The sequence below is a fragment of the Nocardioides oleivorans genome (assembly GCF_004137255.1).
Classification (GTDB): domain Bacteria; phylum Actinomycetota; class Actinomycetes; order Propionibacteriales; family Nocardioidaceae; genus Nocardioides; species Nocardioides oleivorans.
Genome location: NZ_SDWT01000001.1, coordinates 1889934 through 1907078, shown reverse-complemented (window position 1 = coordinate 1907078; position 17145 = coordinate 1889934). Strand labels below are relative to the sequence as shown.

Below are 17145 nucleotides of genomic sequence, written 5' to 3'. Positions count from 1 at the left end.
ATATAAGTCATGCATGAATTATTTGCGGCATGTTCGACGTAGCCAAGCACCTGGGCGCGGTCACCCGCGCCGTCGAGGACAGCACTCACGAGGGCACGCCCGTCAAGGTCGTGGTCGCCTCCCGGACCTACCCGACCGACGCGGCCGACCTCTGGACCGCCGTCACCGACCCCGAGCGGATCCCGCGCTGGTTCGCGCCGGTCAGCGGCGACCTCCGCCTCGGCGGCCGCTTCCAGGTCGAGGGCAACGCCGGCGGCGAGATCCTCGCCTGCGACCAGCCGGAGCACCTCGCGATCACCTGGGAGCTCGGAGGCGAGACCTCGTGGGTCGACGTGCACCTGGTCGAGGAGACCGAGGGCGCCACGACGCTGACCCTGCGGCACGCGGCCGACGTGTCCGGCAACGAGCACTGGTCGACGTACGGCCCCGGGGCGGTCGGCGTCGGCTGGGAGCTCGGCCTGATGGGCCTGGCCGAGCACCTCGCGACCGGTACGACGATCCCGCACGAGGAGGTCGAGGGCTGGGGGGCGTCGGCGGGCGGCCAGTCGTTCATGGGCGGCTCGGCGACCCAGTGGGGCGAGGCCGACGCCGTGGTCTCCGGCGACCCGGATGCCTCGCGCGCGGCCGCCGCCCGGACCGCCGCCTTCTACACCGGCGCCGAACCGCCGGCCTGAGCCGTGCACGCCTTCGACGTCCTCGGCGATCCCGTACGCCGTCGCATCCTCGAGCTGCTGGCGGCCGAGCCGGCCGGCGAGTCGAGCGCCGGTGACGTGGCCGCGGTCGTGCGCGAGGAGTTCGGGATCAGCCAGCCCGCGGTCAGCCAGCACCTCAAGGTGCTGCGCGACCACGGCTTCGCGACCGTGCGCGCCGCGGGCACCCGGAGGCTGTACGCCGTCGACCCCACCGGCCTCCGGGAGGCCGACGCCTGGGTCGAGCAGTTCCGGGTCTTCTGGGACGCCCGGCTCGACGCCCTCGCCACCGAGGTCGCCCGGGGCAAGAGGTCCGGCCGCTGATCTCCTGAGCGGTGTGTGAGCCACATTCCGAGCCCCGGGAACGTGGCTCACTCACCGCCCACCGGCGCGGCGTACGACGACACGCCCGCGGGCGGTGCCACAGCCACATCCCGAGCCTCCGAAATGTGGCTCACTCACCGCTCCGCCCACCGGCGCGGCGTACGACGACACGCCCGCGGGCGGTGCCACAGCCACATTCCGAGCCTCGGAAATGTGGCTCACACACCGCTCCGCGCACCCGCGCCCGGACGTCACGTCACCCGGCGGCGGGTGTTCCCCAGGTGCAGCCGCATCGCGGCGCGGGCGGTCTCGACGTCTCCGGCGAGGACCGCGGCGGCGACGTTGTCGTGCTCGCGCTGGACCCGCTCGACGTGGGTGGCGTCGGTCATGGAGTACGCCTCGCCGAGGCGGGTGCGGGGCAGCATGATCATCATCGGTCCGAGCGAGCCGAGCAGGTCGACGTAGAAGCGGTTCTGCGTGGCACGGGCGACGGCGAGGTGGAAAGCGAAGTCGGCCTCGACCGCGCCCTCGTGGCCGGCGCGCGTGAAGCCCGACATCGCGGACTCGATCGAGGAGACGTCGGACGGCGTATGGTGCCTCGCCGCCAGAGCAGCCGCCTCCGACTCGACGCCGATGCGGAAGTCGAGCATCGCGGTGACGTCCGCGTTGGTGCGGATGGCGGAGGCCTCCACGAGGAACGACGACGACTCGGGGACCGCGAGCACGAAGGACCCGCGACCCTGCTGGGTCTCCACGAGGCCCTCGGCCCGGAGGCGGGTCACGGCCTCGCGCACGACGGTGCGGGAGACGGCGTACTCGTCGATGAGCTCCGCCTCCGAGGGGAGCTTCGCTCCCGGCGCGAGGTCGCCGGCCAGGATCTTGTCCTTGAGGCCGGCGACCACACGCGCGGAGAGGGTCGAGCTCATGCGGTGAAGGTAGCGGTCTCCAGGGTGAGCTCACGCATGCGCTCGGTCAGCGTGAAGCCGAGGCCCGGGCGGTCCGGCACGAAGATCTGGCCGTCGCGGATCTCGATGCGCTCCTCGAAGAGCGGGTTGAGCCACTCGAAGTGCTCGACCCACGGCTCGGTGGGGTACGTCGCCGCGAGGTGGAGGTGGATCTCCATCGCGTAGTGCGGCGCGAGGTCGAGGCGGTGGTGGGCGGCGAGGGTGGCGAACTTCAGGAACGGCGTGATGCCGCCGATGCGCGGGGCGTCGGGCTGCACGATCCCGCGGTAGCCGGCGTTGACCAGGCCCATGTGCTCGTCGACCGAGGTGAGCATCTCGCCGGTGGCGATCGGGGTGTCGAAGGTCTGCGAGAGGTCGGCGTGGCCGACGTGGTCCCACGCGTCGAGCGGCTCCTCGATCCAGACCAGGTCGAACTGCTCGAGCTCGCGGCACATCCGGCGGGCGCGGGCGCGGTCCCACTGCTGGTTGGCGTCGACCATGAAGGGGCCGTCGCCGAGGTGCTCGCGAAGGGCGGCGACGCGGCGCAGGTCCTCGCGCCAGTCGGGCTGGCCGACCTTGATCTTGATGCCGCCGATGCCGGACTCGAGCGAGGCCGACGCCTTCTCCTTGATCTCCTCGACGGAGGCCTGGAGGAAGCCGCCGGAGGTGTTGTAGACGCGGCACGAGTCGCGGTGCGCGCCGAGCAGCTTGGCGAGCGGCAGGCCGGCGCGGCGGGCCTTGAGGTCGTAGAGCGCGACGTCGAGCGCGGCGACGGCCTGGGTCGCGACGCCCGAGCGGCCGACCGAGGCGCCGGCCCACATGAGCGACTCGTAGATCTTGGCGATGTCGCTCGGGTCCTGGCCGATCGCGCGGTCCATGACCTCCTTGAGGTGGGCGTACTGCGCCTTGCCGCCCGCGCGCTTGGAGTAGCTGAAGCCCATGCCCTCGAAGCCCTGCTCGGTGGTGAGCTCCACGAAGAGCATCACCGTCTCGGTCAGCGGCTTCTGCCGGCCGGTGAGCACCTTGGCGTCGCTGACGGCGTACGGCAGCGGCAGCACCACGTGCGACAGCGTGATGGAGCGGATGCGGTCACCGGTGGCGGCGACCGGCTGGGACGGGGTGGGCGTCAGGGTCTGCGTCATGGGGGTTCCTCGGGTCGTCACGAACTTGTATGATGAGTTTGCAACTCATTACACAAGTAAGTCAAGAGGAGGCCGAGCACCTTGTCAGCCGACCGGCGTCAGCAGCTCCCCGCTGTCGAGGTACGACGCCACGTTGGCGAGGGTGAGCTCGGTCATCGCCTGCCGGGTCTCCACCGTGGCGCTGCCGATGTGCGGCGTGAGCACGACGTCGTCGCGCTCCAGGAGGGCGGCCGGGACGGTCGGCTCGGACGCGAAGACGTCGAGCCCGGCGCCGGCGATCACCCCCGACTCCAGCGCCGCGACGAGCGCGTCCTCGTCGACGACCGACCCGCGGGCGATGTTGACCAGGAAGCCCTCGGGCCCGAGCGCGTCGAGCACCTTCGCGTCGACCAGGTGGCGCGAGCCGTCCCCGCCGGCAGCGGCCAGGACGAGGACGTCGACGCCCTCGGCCAGCGTCACGACGTCGGGGACGTAGGAGTACGACACGTCGGTCCGCGCGGTGCGGTTGTGGTAGCTGATCGTGGTGCCGAAGCCCTCGAGCCGGGCGGCGATCGCCAGCCCGATCCGGCCCAGGCCGACGATGCCGACCCGCTTGCCGGAGACCCGTCGGGCCAGCGCGGGGGTGCTGCCGGAGGCCCAGTCGCCGCGGCGGACGAACCGGTCCGAGGCGGAGATCCGGCGCAGGGTGTCGATCACCAGCCCGACCGCCGCGTCGGCGACGCAGTCGGTCAGCACGTCGGGGGTGTTGGACACGACGATGCCCCGCCGGCGTGCCTCGACGACGTCGGTCGCGTCGAAGCCGACGCCGAAGTTCACGATCGCCTCGAGCGCCGGCAGCCGGTCCATGTGCTCGGCCCGCACGCCCCACACACCGCTGGTCACCGCGACGCGGACGGTGGCGGCCTCCTCGGGCGTGAGCTGCGACAGCTCGCGGGCGTCGTACGCCTCCTCGAGCGGGCCCACCAGCTCGGCCCGCAACGTGCCCACCATGACGACCGTCGATCCACTCACACCGTTCACACCCGGACGCTAGGGACGGCCGGCGGGCATCGTCCAGTGCCCATCGGGCATGGCGGCCCGGTGCGTCGGACCGCTTCCCTGCTGGGACCATGGGGCACGACATGGACCTGCTGATCGGCTTCACCACGATCCTCGTCGTGATCGCGGCCGGCATCGGGCTCGCGCACGTCGGGGTCCTCGACGCACGGTCGCAGCGGACCCTCGGCGAGATCGCGTTCTTCGTCGCCTCTCCGGCCCTGATGATCATCACGATCAGCAAGGTCCACCTCGAGACCGCGACCAAGAACCTCGTCGCGAGCTCGATCTCGCTCGCCGTCTGCTTCCTGCTGTACGTCGTCCTGGCGCGGCTGCGCTGGAGGCTGACGACCGGCCCGCTGCTGATCGGCGCGCTCACCTCGTCCTACGTCAACGCGGGCAACCTCGGCCTCGCCGTCGCGGCCTACGTCGTCGGCGACATCACCGTCGTGGTGCCGGCCCTGCTGGTGCAGATGATGCTCGTACAACCCGCCGCGCTCGTCGTGCTCGACCGGGTCACCGGCCGTGGCGAGGGCTTCGGCAAGGCCGTGCGGCGGCTCGTCACCAACCCGCTCACCGTGGCCGCCGTCATCGGTGTCGTGCTGGCCCTCACCGGCTGGCCGCTGCCCGAGGTCGCCGAGGCCCCGCTGGAGCTGATGGCGGGTGCGGCGATCCCGATGATGCTGATGTCCTACGGCGCCGCGCTGCGGCTGAGCCCGGCGCTCGGCAAGGCCGGGCACAACGGCGAGGTGCTGCTCGCGACGGTCCTCAAGCTCGCCGTGATGCCGGTCGTCGCGTGGGCGGTCGGCGCCTCGCTGGGCCTCGAGGGGACCGTGCTGCTGGGCGTCGTCGTCACCGCCGCCCTGCCCACCGCGCAGAACATCTTCCTCCACGCCACGCGCTACCGCGTCGGCGAGGACGTGGCCCGCGAGACCATCCTGATCACGACGCTCGCCTCGCTGCCGGTGGTGCTCCTCATCGCCGTCCTGCTGGGCTGATCGACCCTGGAGACGACATGACCGACATCCTCGACCGCCTGCGCTCCGCCGTCGGCGACGCCCACGTGCTCACCGCCGACGCCGAGGTCGCCGCCTTCGTCGTCGACTGGACGGGGACGTACGCCGGCCGCGCGCTCGCCGTCGTCCGGCCCGGGTCGACGGCCGAGGTCGCGGACGTCGTGGCCGCGTGCCACGAGGCCGGGGTCGCGATCGTGCCGCAGGGCGGCAACACCGGGCTGGTCGGCGGCGGCGTGCCCGATCCGTCCGGCGAGGAGGTCGTGCTGTCGCTCGGCCGGATGCGCAGCGTGCGGGACGTCGACCCCGTTGCGGGCACCATCACCGTCGACGCCGGGGTCGTGCTCGCGGACCTCCACACGGCGGCCGAGGCCGTGGACCGGCTCTTCCCGATGTCGCTGGGCTCGGAGGGCAGCTGCACGATCGGCGGCAACCTCGCCACCAACGCCGGCGGCACCGCGGTGCTGCGCTACGGCATGACCCGCGAGCTGGTCCTCGGTCTCGAGGTGGTGCTGCCCGACGGGCGCGTGTGGGACGGGCTGCGCGGGCTCCGCAAGGACAACACCGGCTACGACCTCACCCAGCTGTTCGTCGGCTCCGAGGGCACGCTCGGCGTGATCACCGGCGCCGTGCTCCGGCTCTTCCCGGCCACGCCCCGCCACGCGACAGCGTGGGTCGCGGTGCCGTCGGTCGACGCCGCGGTCTCGCTGCTCGGGCTCGCACAGTCGCGCGCCGGTGCCCACCTCTCGACCTTCGAGATCGCCAACCGGCAGGCGGTCGACCTGGTGCTCGCCCACCTGCCCGGGGCCTCCGACCCGATCAGCGAGCCGAGCGACTGGTACGTCCTGGTCGAGCTCGCCGGTGCCGCGACCGAGGACGGGCTCGACGACGCGCTGGAGGCGATCCTCGGCGACGCGGTCGAGGCCGGTCTCGCCGCCGACGCCGCGATCGCCGGCAGCCCGGCCCAGCGCACCGCCCTCTGGGCGCTGCGCGAGGGCATCTCCGAGGCGCAGAAGGTCGAGGGTGCCACCCTCAAGCACGACGTCACCCTGCCGATCGCCTCGCTCGCCACGTGGGCGGCCGACATGGTGCCGGTGCTCGAGGAGGTCCTGCCCGGCATCCGGCCGGTGACCTACGGGCACGTCGGCGACGGCAACCTGCACTACAACATCAGCGCACCCGTCGGTGGTGACGATGCCCTGCTGGCGGCGGCGCCGGACCTCTCCCGGGCGATCTACGACTCCGTCGCCGCCGGCCGCGGCTCCATCAGCGCCGAGCACGGCCTCGGTCGGTCGAAGGCCGTCGCGGGGTCGTCGTACAAGTCCGGGGTCGAGGTGGACCTGATGCGCGCGCTGAAGCACGCGCTGGACCCCCGCGGCCTGATGAACCCGGGCGTGCTCCTGCCCTGATCGCGAGAACTAGGCTGGCCGCATGAAGGCGCAGACGATCGGACGCATCCTGCTCGGCTCGGCGATGGTGGGTGCGGGCGTGCTGCACCTGACCACCCAGCGCCAGGAGTTCCAGGCGCAGGTGCCCGACTGGTTCCCGATCGACGAGGACGTCACGGTCATCGGCTCCGGCGTCGTCGAGATCGCTCTGGGCGGGGCGTTCGTCGCGCTGCCGAAGCACCGCGGCACGATCGGCGCGCTGCTCGCGGCCTTCTACGTCGCGATCTTCCCGGGCAACATCGCGCAGTACGTCGAGGGCACCGACGCCTTCGGCCTCGACACCGACCGCGCGCGGTTCGTCCGCCTGTTCTTCCAGCCCCTGCTCGTGCTGTGGGCGCTGTGGGCGGGTGGCCTGCTCGGCCGACGCCGGACCCAGCGGCGACAGGCCGAGGAGCTCGCGACCGAGGACGTCGACACCGGCGAGTGAGACCCTGCTCCCCGACGGTTTGGACGGGCCCACCCATGGGCACGTACGACCACGAGAGAAGGGGGACTCCACATGCCAACCCGAAAAGTCCTGTCCACCATCGCCGGCCTCGCCACGTTCGCGCTCGCCGCGTCGATGGTTCCCGGCACCACCGCCACCGCGGCACCCGTCGCGAAGCCCGGGAAGGTCGACCTGCTGTCGGCCTCCGACGGCGCCACCACGGCACCCGGCCTGACCGGTGACCGCTCGCGCTCCGTCGCGATCGACGAGTCCGGCCTCGACGCCGCTCGTGCGGGCGACCGGCTCGCGATCGACCTCTTCGACGGCGAGTCCGTCACCGCGGTCGTGGACGCGCAGAGCACCGTCGACGGCGTGACGTCGTGGACCGGCTCGCTCGCCGGCGAGGGCGGCTCGTTCACCGCCGTCGACGTCGACGGCTACCGCCACATCACCATCAGCTCCGCCGAGCAGGGCACCTACGAGGTCACCAGCACCAAGGGCGGCGACTACGTCCTGACCCAGGCCGGCGAGTTCGACGGCGAGGGCGAGGACGCGATCGTGCCCGACGCCGACCACGCCGACCACGCCGACGGCGCCACCCCTCGTCGCCAGGCACCCACCGCTGGTGGCGACGCCACCGGAGCCGACGCGGCGAGCACCATCGACGTAGCGATCGTCTACCCCGCCTCGCTCGTGGCCGAGCTGGGCGCGGGTCCGATGCAGGCGCAGTTCGCGCTCGGCATCACCCAGACCAACCAGGCGTTCGCCGCCTCGGGCATCCCGACCCAGGTGCGCCTGATCGGCACCCGCCAGCTCGCCCAGCCGCAGCTGTCCAACCTGGACCTCTCGCTCTCTGCCCTGCAGAAGCCCTCCGACGGCCTGTTCGACGAGGTCGCCGGGTTCCGTGAGGAGGTCCACGCCGACCTGGTCAGCATGTGGCTCTCCAACTACCCCGCCGGCACCTCGTGCGGCCTCGGCTACATCGGCTCGGGCGCGGGCAGCGCCGACTACGCCTTCACCGCGCTCTACGGGCCCAGCTGCTCCACCGGCAACATGACGTTCGCCCACGAGCTCGGCCACAACCTCAGCGCCGACCACGACTCCGGTGCCAGCTCGGCGCCCTCGGCGAGGAGCAAGCCCTACGCCCGCGGCTACGTCGACCTCACCGCCGGGACGTACTCCGTCATGGCCTACCCGACCGCCTGCCAGGCGGCCGGGGTGTCGTGCACCCGTGCCGCGGCCTTCTCCGGCCCGAACGTCCTCTGGAACGGTCGCCCGCAGGGCACCGCGGCGATCGACAACACCCGGGCGATCAACGAGCAGATCGGGCTCGCGGCCAACTACCGCCAGTCGCAGATCTACCCGGGCGCGGTCGCGATCACCGGCTCCGCGCGCTACAAGGGCACCGCCGTCGCGACCCCCACCGACTGGGCGCCGGCCGTCAGCTACAGCTACCAGTGGTACGTCGACGGCGCGCCGGTCCCCGGTGCGGTCGGGGCGACGTACACCCCCGGCCCGTCGCAGATCGGCCACGCCCTCAGCGTCGCGGTCACCGGCAGTGCGCCCTACTACACGCCGGCGAGCGTGGGCACCGCTGCCGTGGCCATCGGCAAGGCCACCTTCAAGACCAAGCGCCCGAAGCTCAAGGGCGTCCCGCGCGCCGGCCGCGTGCTCTCGGTCAAGCTCAAGGGCTGGAAGCCGAAGCCCGGCAAGAAGGGCGTCAAGGTCCGCTACCAGTGGATGCGCAACGGCAAGAACATCAAGGGCGCCAAGAAGGCGACCTACCGCCTCGGCCGCAAGGACCGTGGCAAGAAGGTCTCCGTGGTGGTCAAGGTGAAGAAGAAGTACTACGACACCGCCAAGAAGAGCTCGAAGAAGATCAAGGTCCGCCGCTGACCTGAGGGGTCAGCACAGGACGTCATACGGACGGGGCGAACGGTTGCCCCGTCCGTATGACGTTCCGGGCAGGACGCCTCAGAGCGTGGGCAGCCAGTCGACCCGGCCGGCCAGGACGGCGTACCCCACGAAGGCGCCCACGTCGAGCAGCGTGTGCGCCACGACGAACGGCATCACCCGCCCCCAGCGGCGGAAGAGGTAGCCGAAGAGCAGGCCCATCGCGAGGTTGCCGACGAAGCCGCCGAGGCCCTGGTAGAGGTGGTAGCTGCCGCGCAGCAGGGCCGCGAGCCCGATCGCCGCGGTGTCGCCGAAGCCGAGCTGGCGCAGCCGCACCTGCACGAAGCCGAGCACGACGAACTCCTCGAGCACGGCGTTCTCCGCGGCCGCGAGGACGAGCACCGGCGTCTGCCACCACTCCCCCGGCAGCGACTGCGCGACGACGGTGAGGTTGGTGCCGAGCGCGAAGGTCGCGAGGTAGAACACCACGCCGACCGTCCCGACGCCGGCCGCGAGGACCGCGCCCCGACCCCAGTCGCCGAGGCCGTGCCACCCGCCGTCTCGGGCCCACACCTCCTTCAGGCGGCTCCCGGAGCGGACCAGGAGGTACGCCGCCAGCGCGACGGGCACGAGCGCGAAGCCGATCCGCAGCAGCTGGTAGGTCAGGTCCAGCCAGGGCCGGTCGGGGGCGAGCGAGTTGTTGAGGTTCGCCGCCTGCGACGACAGCGGTCCCGGCGCGGTGAGCGCGGAGACCAGGCTGACCACGGAGTAGATCGCGCTCCGGCCCAGCGAGACCAGGAGGACGATCGCCAGCTCGGTCCACAGCAGCGCCCTGGCCAGGTCGGGCACCCCTCCGGGCACCGGCGTGTCACGCAGTCGCCACCACGGGCGCGCGGCTGCGGTCGTCGTCCTCACGCAGGACAGCATCCCCCAGCCGGCTGAAGCCGGGCTGAGAACCACCTCAACGTCGTCGGCGTGAGCCCGCCGAGCGGGGCGGCGCAGCACGCATGTGGTCCCGGACCGGGACCAGCAGGTCGCGCAGCGACTGCGTGTCGGCGCCCGACAGCGGGGAGAAGAGCTGCTGGCGCAGCACCTCGACGTGCCCCGGGATGACCCGCGCGATGACGGCACGTCCGGCGTCGGTGACCGAGACGGTGACGCTGCGCTCGTCGTCGACCGACGGCGCCCGGCTGACCAGGCCCGCCTTCTCGAGCAGGCCGGCCTGGTAGGTGAGGCCGCTGCGGCTGTAGACCACGCCGTCGGCGAGGTCGGTCATCCGCTCGCTGCCGGTCGGCGAGTCGAGCGCGAGCCGGGCCAGCAGCTGGAACTGGACGTAGCTGAGGTCGCCCTCCTCGCGCAGCTGCTGCTCCACCGCGTGCTTCAGGAGACCGGCCACGTCCATCAGGGCGAAGTAGGCACTGAGCTGGTCGGAGTCGAGGGAGGTCTGCGCGGGCATGGAGCCACCCTACCGATTGTTTCGTCTTCGAAGCACTTGCTTCGAAGTCAAAGCATCGCTACTGTCGCCATGTGCTTCGAACTCGAAACACATCCTCCCGAAAGGACATCACCATGAAGGCCATCCGCTTCCACCAGTACGGCGACGCAGGCGTCCTGCGGCTCGAGGACGTCGAGAGCGTCCACCCCGGCCCCGGCCAGGTCCGGGTGCGTGTCGCCGGGACGTCGTTCAACGGGGTCGACGCCAACATCCGCGCCGGCAACGTGCAGGGCCCGATGCCGCTGACGCTGCCCCACACGCCGGGCCTCGACGTCGCCGGCACGGTCGACGCCCTCGGCGAGGACGTCACGACCCTGGCGGTCGGCGACCGGGTCGTCGGCTTCCTGCCCTTCACCGTCGACGGCGCGGCAGCCGAGCAGGTCGTCGTCGACGCCGACGCCCTGACGGCCGCGCCCACCTCGATCCCGCTGTCCGACTCCGCGGCCCTGCCGCTCGTCGGCCTCACCGCGTGGCAGGCCGTCCACGAGCAAGGCGGGCTCGAGGCCGGGCAGCGCATCCTGGTCAACGGCGCGAGCGGCGCCGTCGGGAGGTACGCCGTCCAGCTGGCCGCCGCGGCGTCGGCGCACGTCATCGCCACAGGGGACGCCGACGCCCGCGACCACCTCCTGGCCCTCGGCGCGGAGCAGGTCGTCGACCACACCCGCGGCGACGTCCCTGCACAGGTGGGCGAGCCCGTCGACGTCGTGCTCAACCTCGCGCCGGTCACGCCCGAGGAGCTCGCCGCCCTCGCCGCACTCGTCAAGGACGGTGGCGTCGTCGTCAACACGACCGTCTGGATGCCCGCGCCCGTGGACGAGGTCCGCGGCGTGCGGGGCGTCGACCTCTACGTCCGCAGCGACGCCCAGCAGCTCGCCGGCCTCGTGGCCCGGGTGGACCGCGGCGAGCTGGTGGTCGACGTCGAGGAGCGGGTGGCCCTGGCCGACCTCGCCTCGGTCCACGCCCGCGCCGCGGCGGGGACGTTGCGGGGCAAGGTCGTCCTGGTCCCCTGACCCCGGCGCCTCAGCCGGCGCCTCAGTAGGTGTCGGCCAGCGTGGTGGCCATCGACTCCCACTGTGCGTAGGCGTCGGGGCAGCAGGAGCGCTGGACGGCGTCGGCGGCGCGGGTCTTCGCCATGGACTCCCAGCCGGAGACGTCGAAGAGGCCGCGGTTGCTGGTCGCCGAGGAGACGCCGAGGAAGCCCTGGGTGGAGGCCGTCGGGTTCACGCATGCCGTGCTGCCGGGGCACCAGCCCTGGCTCGGGCGCTGCTGGAAGAGGCCGAGCGAGTCGCGGTCGCCGAACTGGATGTTGCAGATCTTCGACTCCTGCATGGCCGTCATCAGCGCGATGACCTGCGCGTTGCGGTTGCCACCGGCGGCGCGCGTCGCGGCGAGGATCGCCTGCACGTTGGTGACCTGCGCCGGCAGCAGCGAGGAGGCGGTCGTGCCGCCGGTGGAGTAGCAGAGCGACTGGTCGCCGGCCTGGCTGTAGCCGAGCAGCTCCTGCCAGGTGGCGACGTCCACGGTCCCGGACTGCGACAGGCCACGGCTGGCCTGGAAGGAGACGACGGCCGCCCGGGTGCCCGACCCGAAGACCCCGTCGGCGACGAGGTCGGCGCCGTACTTGTTGAGCTGGGTCTGCGCCGCCTTGACCGCGTTGGTGTCGCTCGAGCCCTGGCCCACCTGCACGACGAGCAGCGGCCACGTGCCGCTGCCGGCGATGCCGTCGGCACCGACGCCCTGGGCGGACTGGAAGGCCTTGAGGTTGGTGGTCGTGCCGGAGCCGAAGGCGCCATCGGCGGTGGTGGCGTAGCCGCGCGAGGTCAGGAGGAACTGCAGCGCCATCGCGTTGTTGTTGCGGGGCTGGCCGGCCTGGGTGACCGGCCACGCGCTGGCGGCCTGGGCCGGTGCGGCGGCCAGCACGGAGGCCGCGACCAGCAGGGCGAGCAGTGCGGCGGCCACGGTGTCGACGAGGACGGTCGAGCGCGGTCGGGGCAGGGTCGATCGATGCATGTGGAGCTCCCGAGAGAAGTGCCCCGGCCAGCCGAGTCGGTCGGGGCGCGTGCTGCGACCCTGCCACACCTACTCGAGCGGACGCTCGTCCTGCACCGGCACCAGGGCCACCGCCAGCAGCGGGAAGAGGGCCGCCAGCGCGAACGTGCCGGCGTACCCGGTCGTGCCGATCGCCAGGCCGCCGATCGGTGGCACGAGGGCGGCGGCGAGGAACTGCGCGGTGTTCTGCACGCCCAGCGCGCGACCCGACCAGAACGGGCCGGCGCGCTCGGCGACGGCGGTGAACGCGAGCCCGTTGTCGGCGACCGTGATGACGGTGGCGACGACGATGAGGGGTACGGCGACGGCGAGGTCGAGGCCCGTCGCGAGCCCCAGGAGGGCCATCGCCAGGCCCGCCGCGATCGCGACCCACCGCAGCGGGCGCATCCGCGACCGGACGTGGTCGGAGAGCTGGCCGGCGGCGATGCGGCCGAACGCCGCGAGCACCTGGGTGCCGGCGACGAGCGACCCGGCGGCCGCGGGCGACCAGCCGCGGTCCTGGATCAGCCAGACGAGGGCGAAGGTCCACACCACGAACTGCGGCACGACCAGGAGCACCGAGACGCCGTGGATGCGGGCCAGGTAGCGGTCCTGGCGGTAGGGGTTGGGCGCGGCGCCCTCCTTCGGTGCGGTGCGCGGCGGGTCCATCACGACGAGCGCGACGACCACGGTCGCGACCGCGCACGCGATCGTCGGCACCCAGAGGGCGGCGCGGATGCCGTGGCCGTCGGCGACGACGGGTACGGCGATGGCGGCGAGCCCGACGCCCATCGGCTGCGCCATCTGCCGGATGCCCATGGCCAGGCCGCGACGGTGCGGCGGGAACCAGCCGACGACCACCCGGCCCGACGCCGCGTTGGTGCTCGCTGCGGCGGCTCCGCCGAGGCCGAGCGCGACCGCGAGCAGCACGCCGTCCTCGGCGAGGACGGCGAGGAGCCCGGCGACCGTCGCCAGGCCGAGGCCGGCCATGAGCGCGATCCGCTCGCCGCGGCGGTCGGTGAACCAGCCCCACGCGACCAGCGTCAGCATCACGCCGATCATCGGCGTCGCGGTGACCACGCCTGCCTCGGCGATGCTCATCCCCCGCTGCTCGTGGAGCGCCGGGATCAGGAAGACCGCGCCGTTGGTCATCACCGCGGCCGCGGCCTGCGCCGCCGTGCTCGCGCCGAGCATCCCCCACCTGCGGGCCGTGCCGACCTCCGACCGCTCGGCCACCCCACTCTCCGTCACCACCTCACGCTAGTTCTGCCTGCGCGCGCGGCCGGGTGGGTGTCCACCGGCTGGGTCCTGCTGCTGTAACGCCGGGTTCGTGCTTGTACCCACCCCCTTGCAGCAGGGTGGGTACAGCACTCAACCCGGCGTTACAGCGTTTCGGGCCGACCGAGGCGACTAGCGGAGCACGAGCCCCTCGTCACCGACGTCGACGGTCACCGAGCCACCGTCGGTGACCTCGCCGGCGATCAGCCGGCGGGCGAGCGGGTCGCCGATGGCCGACTGGATGAGCCGGCGCAGGGGCCGGGCGCCGTACGCCGGGTCGTAGCCGGTCTCGGCCAGCCACGCGCGGGCCTCGTCGGTCACCGAGATGGTGATCCGCCGGACCGCAAGCCGCTGCTCGAGCAGCGCGAGCTGCAGGTCGACGATGTGCGCGAGGTCGTCCTTCGACAGCGCCTCGAACAGCACGACCTCGTCGAGCCGGTTGAGGAACTCCGGCTTGAAGTGCTGCCGCACCACGTTCATCACCGACATCTTCTTGGTGTCGGGCATGAGGGTCGGGTCGACCAGGAAGTTCGAGCCGAGGTTGGAGGTGAGGATCAGCAGCGTGTTGCGGAAGTCGACCGTGCGGCCCTGGCCGTCGGTGAGCCGGCCGTCGTCGAGCACCTGCAGCAGGATGTCGAAGACCTCCGGGTGCGCCTTCTCCACCTCGTCCAGCAGGACGACGCTGTAGGGGCGCCGCCGTACGGCCTCGGTGAGCTGGCCGCCCTCGTCGTAGCCGACGTAGCCGGGAGGCGCGCCGACGAGCCGCGAGACCGAGTGCTTCTCGCTGTACTCGCTCATGTCGATGCGGACGATCGCCCGCTCGTCGTCGAAGAGGAAGTCCGCGAGCGACTTGGCGAGCTCGGTCTTGCCCGTGCCGGTGGGGCCGAGGAAGAGGAACGACCCGGTCGGCCGGTTGGGGTCGGCGATGCCGGCGCGCGAGCGTCGTACGGCGTCGGACACGGCCGTGACCGCCTCGCGCTGGCCGATCAGGCGCTCCCCGATGACGTCCTCCATCTGGAGGAGCTTGGCCGTCTCGCCCTGGAGCATCTTGCCGGTGGGGATGCCGGTCCACGCCTCGACGACGTCGGCGATCTGCTCGGCGCCGACCTCCTCGCCGACGAGCGGCTCGAGGTCGCCGAGACCGTCGGACTCGGCCTTCTCGACCTGCGCGATCTGCTCCTCGAGCTCGGGGATCCGGCCGTACTGGATCTCCGAGGCACCCGCGAGGTCGCCCTCGCGCAGCTTCTTCTCGGCCTCGATCTTGAGCGCGTCGAGCTGGCGACGCAGCTCGCCCTCGCCCTGGAGCTGGTCCTTCTCGCGCTCCCACCGGACCTCGAGCCCGCGCAGCTCCTCCTCGCGGTCGGCCATCTCCTTGCGGAGCACGGCGAGCCGCTCGACGGACGCATCGTCGGTCTCCTTCGCGAGCGCGAACTCCTCCATCTTGAGGCGCTCGACCTGCCGGCGCAGCACGTCGATCTCCTCGGGGCTCGACTCGTGCTCCATCCGGAGCCGGGAGGAGGCCTCGTCGATGAGGTCGATCGCCTTGTCGGGCAGCTGGCGGCCGGTGATGTAGCGGTCGGACAGCGTGGCGGCTGCGACCAGCGCGGCGTCGGTGATGCGGACGCCGTGGTGGGCCTCGTACTTCTCCTGGATGCCGCGCAGGATCTGGATGGTGTCCTCGACGGTGGGCTCGCCCACGAAGACCTGCTGGAAGCGACGCTCGAGGGCGGGGTCCTTCTCGATGCGCTCGCGGTACTCGTCGAGCGTGGTCGCGCCGATCATGTGCAGCTCGCCGCGCGCCAGCATCGGCTTGAGCATGTTGCCGGCGTCCATCGCGGAGTCGCCGCCGGCGCCCGCGCCGACGACCGTGTGCAGCTCGTCGATGAAGGTGATGACCTGCCCGCCGGCGTCCTTGATCTCCTCGAGGACGGCCTTGAGCCGCTCCTCGAACTCACCGCGGTACTTCGCACCGGCCACCATCGCGGCCAGGTCGAGGCTCAGCACGCGACGGCCCTTGAGGGAGTCGGGCACGTCACCGGCGACGACGCGCTGGGCGAGGCCCTCGACGACGGCGGTCTTGCCGACGCCGGGCTCGCCGATCAGGACGGGGTTGTTCTTGGTGCGGCGCGACAGCACCTGGATGACGCGTCGGATCTCGGCGTCCCGGCCGATGACCGGGTCGAGCCGGCCGTCCTCGGCCTGTCGAGTGAGGTCGACGGAGAACTTCTCGAGCGACTCGTACGACGCCTCGGCGCTCTCGCTGGTCACGCGGCGGTTGCCGCGGACGGCCGTGATCGCCTCCCGCAGACCGGCGGCCGTGAGGCCGGCGTCGGTCAGCACCTTCTGGGCGGGCGACTCGACCGTCGCGATCGCGACCAGCAGGTGGTCGGTGGCGACGTAGTCGTCCTTCATCGAGCCGGCGAGGTCGAGCGCACTCGCGAGCACGCGCGTCAGCGACGGCGATCCGCTCGGCTGCTGCACCGTCGTACCGGTCGCGCGCGGCAGCTGCCGCTGGACGCCCTCGGCCTGCGCGAGCAGGGTGGCCGCGTCCACGCCCGCCTTCTGCACGAGGCTGCGGCTGGTGCCGTCCTCCTGCTTGAGCAGCGCGACGAGCAGGTGGATGGGCTCGGTGTGGGTGTTGCCGCCCGTGGTGGCGGCCAGCTGGGCAGCCTCGATGACCTCGCGGCTGCGGGTGGTGAACTTCTCGGCACCGAACGTGCTCAACTCATCTCCTCCGTCGTGGTGTCCCGGCCCACTCTGGCCGGTACCTCCTCAACGCACCAGAAGTTGAGTCGATTCCCCTCAACTTTGATTTCTTGTCCGAGCGGGCCATGCCGGCTGAGCACCAGTGCTCAATCCAGTCGGTGCCCGCGATTCCTACCGTGGCGCCATGCCTCGCACCCACGCCTCCGTCGCCCTCGTCCCCTCGGTCATCGCCGTCGCCCTCGCCTGGCTCGGCACCGCCCACGCGCTCGCCGTCGACTCCTACGGCATCGACGGACGCGTCTACCTCCTGGCCGCCTCGGGCGCGGCCGTCCTCGTGGTCCTGGCGTGCGAGCTCTGCTGGCACGTCGGAGCCGTCGCCGGCCTCGGTGTGGTCGCCGGCCTGTGGTGGGGCTCGGCCGAGTACGTCGAGAGCGTCGGGCCGGGCGGCGGCTGGCTCCAGGGGTTCGAGTACGTCATCTTCGCCGTCCCGCTCGCAGCCGCGATCGTCGTCGTCGTCGGGATCGTCACCTGCGCCGCCATGGGCACCTGCCCGCCCAGCGCCGAGCACCGCTCGCCGGGATCCGTTGTCCTGTGACGAGCCGAGGGCGACCCGGCACCCTGGCCCGGCGACCAGGGCTGAGGGGTTTCGAGACGGTCGCTGCGCGACCTCCTCAACCAGCGGGGATCGCGCTGCGCGACCTCCTCAACCAGCGGGGATCGCGC

16 protein-coding genes are annotated in these 17145 nt (G+C 72.2%); 8 read left to right on the top strand and 8 right to left on the bottom strand.

Annotated elements, in window-relative coordinates:
• Positions 1 to 29: 29 nt before the first annotated feature.
• A complete protein-coding gene (locus EUA93_RS09025) occupies positions 30 to 674 on the top strand; it encodes an SRPBCC family protein (RefSeq protein ID WP_129399823.1) in 645 nt (214 codons plus the stop codon).
• 3 nt (positions 675 to 677) lie between these two features.
• Positions 678 to 1013: an ArsR/SmtB family transcription factor gene (locus EUA93_RS09020; protein ID WP_129399822.1), complete on the top strand. Its 336-nt coding sequence runs from the start codon at positions 678 to 680 to the stop codon at positions 1011 to 1013.
• Positions 1014 to 1264: 251 nt separating this feature from the next.
• Here EUA93_RS09020 and EUA93_RS09015 read toward each other — a convergent pair whose 3' ends face one another.
• The 3 genes from EUA93_RS09015 to EUA93_RS09005 form a co-directional block, all read right to left on the bottom strand.
• The gene (locus tag EUA93_RS09015; RefSeq protein ID WP_129399821.1) at positions 1265 to 1939 is read right to left on the bottom strand and encodes a FadR/GntR family transcriptional regulator; all 675 of its coding nucleotides are present in this window, start codon (positions 1937 to 1939) and stop codon (positions 1265 to 1267) included.
• The gene (locus EUA93_RS09010; RefSeq protein WP_129399820.1) at positions 1936 to 3099 is read right to left on the bottom strand and encodes an L-talarate/galactarate dehydratase; all 1164 of its coding nucleotides are present in this window, start codon (positions 3097 to 3099) and stop codon (positions 1936 to 1938) included. Before EUA93_RS09010 ends, EUA93_RS09015 begins: the two co-directional genes overlap by 4 nt.
• Positions 3100 to 3183: 84 nt before the next feature.
• Positions 3184 to 4119 (bottom strand): 2-hydroxyacid dehydrogenase, encoded by a 936-nt coding sequence (locus tag EUA93_RS09005; RefSeq protein ID WP_242497299.1) that lies wholly within the window; start codon positions 4117 to 4119, stop codon positions 3184 to 3186.
• Between the two features lie 101 nt (positions 4120 to 4220).
• Between EUA93_RS09005 and EUA93_RS09000 the strand changes: the two genes are divergently transcribed.
• From EUA93_RS09000 to EUA93_RS08985, 4 genes are all read left to right on the top strand, one after another.
• Positions 4221 to 5132 (top strand): AEC family transporter, encoded by a 912-nt coding sequence (locus EUA93_RS09000; protein WP_129399819.1) that lies wholly within the window; start codon positions 4221 to 4223, stop codon positions 5130 to 5132.
• Between the two features lie 17 nt (positions 5133 to 5149).
• Positions 5150 to 6556, top strand: a complete 1407-nt coding sequence (locus EUA93_RS08995) for an FAD-binding oxidoreductase (RefSeq protein ID WP_129399818.1) — start codon at positions 5150 to 5152, stop codon at positions 6554 to 6556.
• A 22-nt stretch (positions 6557 to 6578) separates the two neighbouring features.
• Positions 6579 to 7022, top strand: a complete 444-nt coding sequence (locus EUA93_RS08990) for a DoxX family protein (RefSeq protein ID WP_129399817.1) — start codon at positions 6579 to 6581, stop codon at positions 7020 to 7022.
• A 72-nt stretch (positions 7023 to 7094) separates the two neighbouring features.
• Positions 7095 to 8918, top strand: coding sequence for a reprolysin-like metallopeptidase (locus EUA93_RS08985; RefSeq protein WP_129399816.1), 1824 nt, complete (start codon positions 7095 to 7097; stop codon positions 8916 to 8918).
• A 78-nt stretch (positions 8919 to 8996) separates the two neighbouring features.
• On the opposite strand, the gene EUA93_RS08980 is transcribed toward EUA93_RS08985, so the two are convergent.
• Together EUA93_RS08980 and EUA93_RS08975 are read right to left on the bottom strand one after the other, a co-directional pair.
• Positions 8997 to 9830 carry a CPBP family intramembrane glutamic endopeptidase gene (locus EUA93_RS08980; RefSeq protein ID WP_242497298.1) on the bottom strand — a complete coding sequence of 278 codons (834 nt, stop codon included), beginning with the start codon at positions 9828 to 9830 and terminating at the stop codon, positions 8997 to 8999.
• A gap of 46 nt (positions 9831 to 9876) precedes the next feature.
• Positions 9877 to 10371, bottom strand: coding sequence for a MarR family winged helix-turn-helix transcriptional regulator (locus tag EUA93_RS08975; protein ID WP_129399815.1), 495 nt, complete (start codon positions 10369 to 10371; stop codon positions 9877 to 9879).
• A 113-nt stretch (positions 10372 to 10484) separates the two neighbouring features.
• On the opposite strand from EUA93_RS08975, the gene EUA93_RS08970 reads away from it, so the two are divergent.
• Positions 10485 to 11420 (top strand): NADP-dependent oxidoreductase, encoded by a 936-nt coding sequence (locus tag EUA93_RS08970; protein ID WP_129399814.1) that lies wholly within the window; start codon positions 10485 to 10487, stop codon positions 11418 to 11420.
• A gap of 22 nt (positions 11421 to 11442) precedes the next feature.
• On the opposite strand, the gene EUA93_RS08965 is transcribed toward EUA93_RS08970, so the two are convergent.
• From EUA93_RS08965 to clpB, 3 genes are all read right to left on the bottom strand, one after another.
• Positions 11443 to 12420 carry a peptidoglycan-binding domain-containing protein gene (locus tag EUA93_RS08965; RefSeq protein ID WP_129399813.1) on the bottom strand — a complete coding sequence of 326 codons (978 nt, stop codon included), beginning with the start codon at positions 12418 to 12420 and terminating at the stop codon, positions 11443 to 11445.
• A 69-nt stretch (positions 12421 to 12489) separates the two neighbouring features.
• The gene (locus tag EUA93_RS08960) at positions 12490 to 13689 is read right to left on the bottom strand and encodes an MFS transporter (RefSeq protein WP_242497297.1); all 1200 of its coding nucleotides are present in this window, start codon (positions 13687 to 13689) and stop codon (positions 12490 to 12492) included.
• A 159-nt stretch (positions 13690 to 13848) separates the two neighbouring features.
• A complete protein-coding gene (clpB, locus tag EUA93_RS08955; RefSeq protein WP_129399812.1) occupies positions 13849 to 16440 on the bottom strand; it encodes an ATP-dependent chaperone ClpB in 2592 nt (863 codons plus the stop codon).
• Between the two features lie 166 nt (positions 16441 to 16606).
• Between clpB and EUA93_RS08950 the strand changes: the two genes are divergently transcribed.
• Complete coding sequence (locus EUA93_RS08950) at positions 16607 to 17017, top strand: hypothetical protein (RefSeq protein ID WP_129399811.1); 411 nt, start codon at positions 16607 to 16609, stop codon at positions 17015 to 17017.
• The last annotated feature ends 128 nt before the right edge of the window (positions 17018 to 17145 follow it).

Excerpts from the sequence above, each read along its gene's own strand:
- EUA93_RS09025 (WP_129399823.1), top strand. The coding sequence starts at position 30 with ATGTTCGACGTAGCCAAGCACCTGGGCGCGGTCACCCGCGCCGTCGAG.
- EUA93_RS09015 (WP_129399821.1), bottom strand. The coding sequence starts at position 1,939 with ATGAGCTCGACCCTCTCCGCGCGTGTGGTCGCCGGCCTCAAGGACAAG.
- EUA93_RS09010 (WP_129399820.1), bottom strand. The coding sequence starts at position 3,099 with ATGACGCAGACCCTGACGCCCACCCCGTCCCAGCCGGTCGCCGCCACC.
- EUA93_RS09000 (WP_129399819.1), top strand. The coding sequence starts at position 4,221 with ATGGACCTGCTGATCGGCTTCACCACGATCCTCGTCGTGATCGCGGCC.
- EUA93_RS08995 (WP_129399818.1), top strand. The coding sequence starts at position 5,150 with ATGACCGACATCCTCGACCGCCTGCGCTCCGCCGTCGGCGACGCCCAC.
- EUA93_RS08990 (WP_129399817.1), top strand. The coding sequence starts at position 6,579 with ATGAAGGCGCAGACGATCGGACGCATCCTGCTCGGCTCGGCGATGGTG.
- EUA93_RS08985 (WP_129399816.1), top strand. The coding sequence starts at position 7,095 with ATGCCAACCCGAAAAGTCCTGTCCACCATCGCCGGCCTCGCCACGTTC.
- EUA93_RS08975 (WP_129399815.1), bottom strand. The coding sequence starts at position 10,371 with ATGCCCGCGCAGACCTCCCTCGACTCCGACCAGCTCAGTGCCTACTTC.
- EUA93_RS08970 (WP_129399814.1), top strand. The coding sequence starts at position 10,485 with ATGAAGGCCATCCGCTTCCACCAGTACGGCGACGCAGGCGTCCTGCGG.
- EUA93_RS08965 (WP_129399813.1), bottom strand. The coding sequence starts at position 12,420 with ATGCATCGATCGACCCTGCCCCGACCGCGCTCGACCGTCCTCGTCGAC.
- EUA93_RS08950 (WP_129399811.1), top strand. The coding sequence starts at position 16,607 with ATGCCTCGCACCCACGCCTCCGTCGCCCTCGTCCCCTCGGTCATCGCC.